Below are 8,445 nucleotides of genomic sequence, written 5' to 3' on the forward strand. Positions count from 1 at the left end.
CGATCCTGCTGGCCGCCTTCCTACTGGCCCTGCTGCTCGCCGCCCCGCTGTCGCCCACCCGCCGGGTCCGACTCGCGGTCGGCGGTGGTTACCAGGGCAAGCGCCGTAAGGGCTGAGGGCTCGGCGTACCGACCGACCCCGCCCCCGAACCGACCCGTTCCGACCCGCTCCGGTCCTCGCCCAGGTGAGGAAACCGGAGCGGTGGAACCGGCCCACGCCACGGGTGTCGCGCGCCCACGCGACGAACAGGATCTAGGATTGCGGCTCATGAACACCCCGCTAGTCACCGACGATCTCGCCTCCGAGCTGACCGAACCCGTACTGGCCCTGGCCGAGGCGGCCCGCGCCGTGGACGGCGTCGCTCCCCTGTCCGAGCACACCGTGCTCAGGGTCAGGCACGGGGCGCCCGCCGGCAGCAGCCGTTTCCACGTATTCCGCGGCACCGACCCGACCGTGTCGATCATCGGGTTCGCCTTCGTCGAACGCGTGGAGGACGAACCCGACTCAGGTGAGGTCGTCGTCCACCCCGAGCACCGAGGTCGAGGGCTCGGGACGGCCCTGCTGCGCTCGGTCCGCGAGGACGCCGGACCGCGCGGGGTACGGGTGTGGGCCCACGGTCGCACCAAGGGAGCGGTCTCGGTGGCGGAGGCGGCCGGCTGGGAACCGGTGCGCGAACTCCACAAGATGCGGATGCCGCTGCGCGACCTGGGCGCGGAGGTGCCGGGCGGTCCCTGGTCCGCGCCCGAGCTCCCCGAACCCGAACTGCGCCCGGAGGTCGCCGAGAAGGTGCGGATCCGGCCCTTCGTGGTCGGGCAGGACGAACAGGCCTGGCTGGACGCGAACGCCCGCGCCTTCTCCGACCACCCCGAGCAGGGCTCCCTGACCCTGGACGACCTGCTGCAACGCGAGATCGAGGACTGGTTCGACCCGCGGGGCTTCTTCGTCGCGGCCACCACCAGCGGCGGCATCGCCGCCTACCACTGGACCAAGACCCACGCCGACGGGGCGGGGCTCAGCGACGACGAGAGCGTCGGCGAGGTGTACGTCGTGGGTGTGGACCCGGCTTGGCAGGGCACCGGCCTGGGTCGCGCCCTGACACTCGCCGGACTGCGGCACCTACGCGATCGCGGCCTGCCATGGGTCCACCTGTACGTGGACGGTGACAACGAGGCCGCCGTGCGCCTGTACGAGAGCCTCGGTTTTTCCATGTGGGACACCGACGTCATGTACGCGCCGGTACGGCAGGGCTGAACACGGCCCGAACGCCCGCCGGGGAACGGATTCCGTCAAGTGTGACGCGTCACATTAACCGGCCGAACCCCTTACCGCCACAGGTGTGCGATGCGGCGTTCATGTTCCGTTCACCTTCCCTGGGACAACTGGTCACCTCTGGGGCTTACCTTCGCATTCGGTGCGGCGCGCGCCCGCGTCGGGTCGCCGACGCGGCACATGCCCGTATCGGCATGACCGAGGAACCCGAGAGACCGGCCCGACTCACCATTTCCGAACCGGAGAACCCATGACGACCACGGACGCGCCCAAGGCGGCACCACCGCCCCGGGGCAGGCGCCGGATCGGCGATGCCGCCTTCGCCGGACTCGCGCGAGGGTCGGGCCTGCTGATCCTGGCGATCCTCGCCGGTGTGGCGGCCTTCCTGGTGATCCAGGCCTGGCCGTCGTTGTCGGCCAACACCTCGAACTTCCTGACCGACCAGTCGTGGGACGCCAACACCAGGGAGGACCCCTCCTTCGGTGTGGCCGCGCTGGCCTTCGGTACCGTTCTGGCCGCCGCCATCGCGCTGTTGCTGGCGACCCCGGTCGCCATCGGCATCGCGTTGTTCATCGTGTACTACGCGCCGCGGAGGCTCGCCGCCATGCTCGGCTACCTCGTCGATCTGCTCGCCGCGATCCCCAGCGTGGTCTACGGCCTCTGGGGCATGATGGTGCTCGCCCCACAGCTGGTCCCCGTGTACGAGGGCATGACCCGCTACCTGGGTTGGATCCCGCTGTTCGCCGGCCCCGCCTCCACCTCCGGCCGCACCCTGCTCACGGCGAGCATCGTCCTCGCGGTCATGATCCTGCCGATCATCACGGCGATGTCCCGCGACGTGTTCCACCAGGTCCCGCAGGGCCACCGTGAGGCCGCGCTCGCCATGGGCGCCACCAGGTGGGAGATGATCCGCCTGGCCGTGCTGCCCTTCGGCAAGTCCGGCATCGTCGGTGGCGCCATGCTCGGCCTGGGTCGGGCGCTGGGCGAGACCATGGCCGTCGCCATGATCCTCTCCCCGGCCCTGGCGATCTCCTTCAACCTGCTGCAGAGCGGCAACCAGACCATCGCCGCGCACATCGCGCTCCAGTACCCCGAGGCCACCGGTTACGGGGTCTCCGCGTTGATCGCCGCCGGTCTGGTGCTGTTCGCCATCACCCTCGTAGTCAACATGGGCGCCCGCTACGTCGTGGCACGGGGCAACAAGGAGTCCGCATGAGCACGACGACCACGCAGCCTCCCGCCCCCGGGCCCAAGTCCGGCGCCAAGCTCGACCTTCGCGCGGGCACCCTGCCCCGCCACTTCCCACTCGGTCTACTGGTCGGCTGTGGCGTGGTGGTCGCCGGTGTCCTGGCCGCGTTCTCGTCCTTCGGTCCGATCACCTGGGCGCTGCTCACCGCGGTGGCCTACGCGGTCATCATCGTGACCGCCTCCAACCGGGTGGAGGGGGGCCGCAAGGCCAAGGACCGCATGGTCACGGCCATCGTCTACGGCTGCTTCCTGCTGGCCATGGCGCCGTTGGTGTCACTGCTGTACACCGTTGTCGGGTACGGCCTGGACCGCTTCAGCCCGTACTTCCTGACCGTGTCGATGAACGGCGTCCTGCCGAGCATGGACGCGGGCGGTGTCTACCACGCCATCGTCGGCACCCTGGCCATCACCGGCATGGCCACCCTGCTGTCCGTGCCGATCGGTGTGCTCACCGCCGTCTACCTGGTCGAGTACGCCCAGGGGCGGATCAAGAAGGTCATCACGTTCTTCGTGGACGTCATGACCGGTATCCCCTCGATCGTCGCCGGTCTGTTCGTGGTGGCGCTGTGGATGATGCTCTTCGGCCCGGGCCACACCAACGGCGCGGCGGGCGCGCTCTCACTGACCGTGCTGATGATCCCGGTCGTGGTCCGCTCCAGCGAGGAGATGCTGCGGCTGGTCTCCCGGGACCTGCGTGAGGCCTCCTACGCCCTGGGCGTGCCCAAGTGGCGCACGATCACCAAGGTCGTGCTCCCCACCTCCGCCGCCGGACTGACCACCGGAATCATGCTGGCCATCGCTCGCGTTATCGGTGAGACCGCGCCCCTGGTCCTCACCGCGGGCTCGTCGGCGGTCTCCATCAACTGGAACCTGTTCGACGGACAGATGATGAACCTGCCGGTGTACATCTACTCCCAGTTCCGCATGGGTGGGGCCGTCAACTACGAGAGGGCCTGGGCCGCGGCGCTGACGTTGGTTCTGATCGTCATGCTGCTGTTCATCCTGGCCCGCGTGATCGGCCGCTTCTTCTCACCCAAGACCCGCTAACACGAGGAACATCCTGTGGCGAAACGAATCGACGTCTCCGGACTACACGTCTACTACGGCGACTTCCTCGCGGTCGAGGACGTGTCCATGACCATCGAGCCGCGGTCGGTGACGGCCTTCATCGGATCCTCCGGCTGCGGCAAGTCGACCTTCCTGCGCACCCTCAACCGGATGCACGAGGTCACCCCCGGCGCCCGCGCCGAGGGCAAGGTGCTCCTGGACGACATGGACATCTACGGGCCCGACGTGGACCCGGTGCTGGTCCGCAGCGAGATCGGCATGGTGTTCCAGAAGGCCAACCCCTTCCCCACGATGTCGATCTACGACAACGTGATCGCCGGGGCCCGGCTGAACAACAAGCGGATGGCCAAGTCCGAGGCGGACGACCTGGTGGAGGAGTCGCTGCGCGGCGCCAACCTCTGGAACGAGGTCAAGGACCGGCTGGACAAGCCCGGCGCCGGCCTCTCCGGCGGTCAGCAGCAGCGCCTGTGCATCGCGCGCGCCACGGCCGTCAAGCCGTCCGTGCTGCTGATGGACGAGCCGTGCTCGGCCCTGGACCCGATCTCGACGCTGGCGATCGAGGACCTCATTCACAACATGAAGGAGGACTACACGATCGTGATCGTCACCCACAACATGCAGCAGGCCGCGCGCGTGTCCGACCAGACCGCCTTCTTCAACCTCTCGGCGCCCGGCAAGCCCGGCAGGCTGATCGAGATGGGCGAGACCAACCAGATCTTCACCCGTCCCGAGAAGAAGGACACCGAGAACTACATCACCGGTCGCTTCGGATAGAGGAGCCGGCCCGACCCGTGGAAGGACCCGTCATGGCCACTCCGTTGATCATCGACACCGACACCGCGCAGGACGATTGTGTGGCGTTGTTGGTCGGGCTGCTCGATCCCGAGGCCGATCTGCGGGCGATCACCATGGTCGCCGGGAACGTCGGATTCGAGCGGCAGGTCCGCAACGCGTTCTTGACCTCGAACGTGGCCGGGAGGCTCGGGGAGGTCCCGGTGTACCTGGGGTGCCGTGGACCGCTGGTGCGCGAGTGGGTGAGCGCGGAGAACGTGCACGGTGACGGGTCCGGCGGGCTGGACATGGACGTTTCCGGTCTGGCCACCGAGTCCGAGCACGCCGTGGACGCCCTGGTCCGGATGGCGGCCGAGCACCCCGGTGAGCTGTCGATCGTGGCGATCGGTCCGCTCACCAACATCGCCATGGCGCTGGCGAAGGACCCCTCCTTCGTCGACAACGTGAAGTCGTTGTACGTCATGGGCGGGTCCAACAACGGTCGGGGCAACATCACGGCCGCCGCCGAGTTCAACTTCTACGTGGATCCCGAGGCGGCCAAGTCCGTGTTCGCCGCGGGGTTCGACGTCACCGTGGTGCCCTGGGACCCACTGACGCTGCGTCGGGCGGTCTTCGACCAGGAACGGTTGGATCGGATCGCCGCTCTGGGCACCCCGCTCGCGGCCTTCTTCACCCGGGTGTGCGCGGCCACCCTGGAGTTCGACCGTACGGTGGGCATCGAAGGCACCACACACCCCGACTCCCTGACCGCGGCGCTCCTGCTCCACCCCGAACTGGTGCGTAAGGTGTCGCCCTACCACGTGGACGTGGAGACCGCCGGGGAGCTGACCCGGGGGTACTCGGCGATGTCCTGGGGAGTGCACGGGTTGGAGGCCAACGCCCGGGTCGTCGAGGAGATCGACGCCGAGGCCTTCTACGAGTACCTGGTCGCGCTGTTGTCCCGACCCACCGAACCGAACCGTCCGATCCGGGGCCTGTGACCCGCAGAATCCGATTCGGGTACTCGGTCGGCGTGCTCCGCCGGCCCCGGCCGTTCGTCCCCGAGGACGGAGTCTCCACAGGTCGCCGTTGGGCCGCCCTTGGCGGGCGGCCCTATCGGGTCAGGCGCTGTAGGGAACGGCCTCGACGAGGGTGACGCTCACGGTCTTGCCGCTGGGGACCTTGTAGGAGCGCTGTTCTCCGCGGGCGGCGCCCAGCAGGGCCTGGCCCAGGGGCGAACTCGGCGAGTAGACGCTCATCTCCTCCCCCGACACACCCTCGCGGGCGCCGAGCAGGAAGGTCTCCGTGTCGGGATCGTCCGCGTAGCGGATGGTCAGGACCATGCCGGGTTCGGCGACACCGTCGTCCGGCGGGGCCTGACCGATGACGGCGTCCCGGAGGAGCTCCTCGATCTTGTGGATGCGCGACTCACGGGCGTCGGGGCCTTCGACGAGGTGGATCCCCATGCTCTCGGCCTCGGCGGGTTCCGCCCTGCCCTGGAGGACCGCCAGCTCCACGGTGAGCCGACGGTGAGCGCCCGGAGTGATCCAGACGCGACTGTCGTTGGACATCGTGTTTCTCCCTTTGGAAGAGGAAGGGCGCCCGGCCGACGATTCGGCGGGGCGCCCGGTGGACGTGATGGTCGTTCACCGGAGTGGATCGAAGGGGCGTAGTGCCTCGGGCGGATTCCCCGTGGCGACCGCCCGGGCCAGCATGCGGCCGGTGGCCGGGCCCTGGGTGAATCCCCACATGCCGTGTCCGCCGGCCACGTACAGACCGGGGATACGCGTCTCCCCGATGAGGGGAAGACCGTCCGCGGTGACCGGGCGCGATCCCACCCATTCGTCGGTGCGGGCGGCCAGGTCGACCCCGCTCAGGTACGGCTCCGCCGAGGAGGCGATCGCCGAGATCCGTCCCTCCGACATCGGGGCCTCGATGTCGCGGAACTCCATGGTTCCCGCGACTCGCAGTCCCTCAGCCAGTGGTGTACAGGCGACTCTGGCCTCTGGCAGGTAGAGCGGCCCGGGGACCGGTGCGTCGGTCGGCACGGTGAAGCTGTATCCGCGGCCGGCCCGCAGTGGGACGGTGACGCCCCAGGGGCGGCCTTGGCGTCCGAGCCAGGCGCCGGTGGCGACCACCACGGCGTCCGCCGTCTCGGTCTCACCGTGCGCGGAGCGGAGACGGAAACCGTCCCCACGCGCCTCCACCCCGGTCACCCTGAACCCTTCGACGATGCTGCCCCCGCGGGAGCGCACGGCGTCGGCGAGTGCGTGGGTGAACAGACCCGGGTGAACGTGGCGTTGGTTGTCGATCCGGACGCCGGCGCGGACGGTGTTCGAGACGAACGGGCTCTGTGCCCGAACGGCGTCCTGGTCCAGCGCCGAGTAGGACAGTGGGATCCCAGAGGCCCGCATCTGGTCCAGCTCCTTGAGGAGGTGGACGGCGCCCTTCTCGCTGCCGAACAGCGCGGTGACCGGCGCGTCCTCGACCTTGGGCCCGTCCTGCAGGCCCACGCCCGCCTCGACGAGTTCGGTGAAGGCGTCCAGGCTCACGGAGCTGAGCGGGGCGTTGCCGTCCAGCGCCCGCTCCCAGGTGGAGCGGCGACTGTTGAACGCGAAGGCGGCCAGGAAGCCGAGCAGTCCGGTGTCGGTGGTCGGCGGGATGGAGAGCGGGGACTTGGGGTCCAAAACCGCGCGCACGCCGTGGCCGAAGACCGACGGGTCGTTCAGCGGAATGGTCAGCCCCGGCGCGATCCAGCCGGCGTTCCCCCATGAGGCCCCGGAAGAGACCGTATCTCGTTCGACCACGGTGACCCCGACCCCGTACCGCTGAAGAAACCAAGCGGTCGACAGGCCCACGATCCCGGCGCCGACGACGATGACGGTACGCGGAACATCCGCGCCCTTCCCGGCCATGGCCTCTCCCTGTGCACGACGACAAGAGGGCGCGGTTCGCCCTCTGTTACCAAAGTGTGCCCTGGAACCTTGGGCCGCCCTTTGTCCGACACGCACAATCTCGACCTACGCTGAAGTCAGTTCGGAACAACAGAGGGGGCGATGTGGTCCTTTTGGACCGTTTGGTCACCATCCTCGGTACCTATGGAACCAGGTTGGTCGGATCGCGTCCCACCCCGGGCACGGTTCTACGCGGGGTCGCCCTGCACGACCCCGGCACGCCCGGCCGAGAGGAGGGGGACATCCTCCTGGCGGTGGGCGTGGACGACTCCTCGCTCGCGGTGGAGCTGGCCGAGCGAGCCGGAGCCGTGGCCGTTCTGGTGCGCCCGGCGGAGTCCGCCGGGGACCAGGAGAACGCCGAGGCCGCCGCGAACGCCCGCGAGCGGGGCGTGGCCCTGTTGGTCGTGGACTCGTCGGTGTCGTGGGGCCAGGTGGCCGGTGTGGTCTACGGACTGGTGCTGGAGGGCGGCGAGACCGAGGCCGGACGTGGCCCGGCGGACCTGCCCGCGCTCGCGGACACCATCTCGGAGCGGGTGGACGGTCCGGTGACCATCGAAGACCCTCGTTACCGTCTCCTGGCCTACTCGCAGCGGCAGACGGACGCGGATCGGGCCCGGTTGGACACCATCCTTGGACGGCGGGTGCCGGACGAGCTCCAACGCCATTTGGAACGCACGGGGGTGACCGCGCACCTGGTGTCCTCCTCCGAACCGCTTCATCTGCCCCCCGAAGCGGATCTGGGCCTGGGTGGACGCACCACGGTGGCCGTTCGTGTGGGTCGCGAGTTCCTCGGTTCCCTGTGGGTCGTGTGCGATCGACCACTGAGCGAGGAACGCTCCGCGCTGCTGGCCGAGGGGGCCCGGACCGTGGCCCTGCACATGCTGCGCACCCGGGTGAGCGCGGATCTGGAACGGCAGGTGGAGTCCGACCTGGTGAGCCGCCTGCTGGAAGGCGCCATGGACCCCACCGAGGCGGCGGGAAGACTGGGGTTGGCCGCGACGGCACACCGGGTGGTGGCGTTGCAGGCGCACACCCCCGACGAACGCCACTCCGCCACCCTGATGACGTTCGAGCGGGCCACCACCGGCTTCGGCTGGTCGCGCCCCGGTCGAAGCACGGTGTTCGGCAGCACCGT

The 8,445-nt window shown here is 69.3% G+C and carries 8 protein-coding genes; 6 read left to right on the plus strand and 2 right to left on the minus strand.

Going from position 1 to position 8,445, the window contains the following annotated elements; all coding sequences use genetic code 11:
* Positions 1–267 precede the first annotated feature (267 nt).
* From mshD to K8V84_RS00595, 5 genes are all read left to right on the plus strand, one after another.
* Positions 268–1,251 carry a mycothiol synthase gene (mshD, locus tag K8V84_RS00575; RefSeq protein ID WP_304069169.1) on the plus strand — a complete coding sequence of 328 codons (984 nt, stop codon included), beginning with the start codon at positions 268–270 and terminating at the stop codon, positions 1,249–1,251.
* A 268-nt stretch (positions 1,252–1,519) separates the two neighbouring features.
* Positions 1,520–2,485 (plus strand): phosphate ABC transporter permease subunit PstC, encoded by a 966-nt coding sequence (gene pstC / locus K8V84_RS00580; protein ID WP_304069170.1) that lies wholly within the window; start codon positions 1,520–1,522, stop codon positions 2,483–2,485.
* On the plus strand, positions 2,482–3,564 hold the full coding sequence (pstA, locus tag K8V84_RS00585; protein ID WP_304069171.1) for a phosphate ABC transporter permease PstA: 1,083 nt from the start codon (positions 2,482–2,484) through the stop codon (positions 3,562–3,564). The genes pstC and pstA overlap by 4 nt, the downstream gene beginning before the upstream one ends.
* A 15-nt stretch (positions 3,565–3,579) precedes the next feature.
* Positions 3,580–4,359, plus strand: coding sequence for a phosphate ABC transporter ATP-binding protein PstB (gene pstB, locus K8V84_RS00590; protein WP_304069172.1), 780 nt, complete (start codon positions 3,580–3,582; stop codon positions 4,357–4,359).
* Positions 4,360–4,391: 32 nt separating this feature from the next.
* Positions 4,392–5,357, plus strand: a complete 966-nt coding sequence (locus K8V84_RS00595) for a nucleoside hydrolase (protein ID WP_304069173.1) — start codon at positions 4,392–4,394, stop codon at positions 5,355–5,357.
* Between the two features lie 120 nt (positions 5,358–5,477).
* Here the strand turns inward: K8V84_RS00595 and K8V84_RS00600 are convergent, their stop codons facing one another.
* Both K8V84_RS00600 and K8V84_RS00605 read right to left on the minus strand, forming a co-directional pair.
* Positions 5,478–5,927, minus strand: coding sequence for a GreA/GreB family elongation factor (locus tag K8V84_RS00600; RefSeq protein ID WP_304069174.1), 450 nt, complete (start codon positions 5,925–5,927; stop codon positions 5,478–5,480).
* A 75-nt stretch (positions 5,928–6,002) separates the two neighbouring features.
* The gene (locus tag K8V84_RS00605) at positions 6,003–7,271 is read right to left on the minus strand and encodes an FAD-dependent oxidoreductase (protein ID WP_304069175.1); all 1,269 of its coding nucleotides are present in this window, start codon (positions 7,269–7,271) and stop codon (positions 6,003–6,005) included.
* Positions 7,272–7,414: 143 nt separating this feature from the next.
* Here K8V84_RS00605 and K8V84_RS00610 point away from each other — a divergent pair.
* Positions 7,415–8,445 (plus strand): PucR family transcriptional regulator (locus K8V84_RS00610; protein WP_304069176.1); only part of this gene is annotated, 1,031 nt, incomplete at its 3' end.

It is taken from the genome of Nocardiopsis listeri (assembly GCF_020741345.1).
GTDB classification, from domain to species: domain Bacteria; phylum Actinomycetota; class Actinomycetes; order Streptosporangiales; family Streptosporangiaceae; genus Nocardiopsis; species Nocardiopsis listeri_A.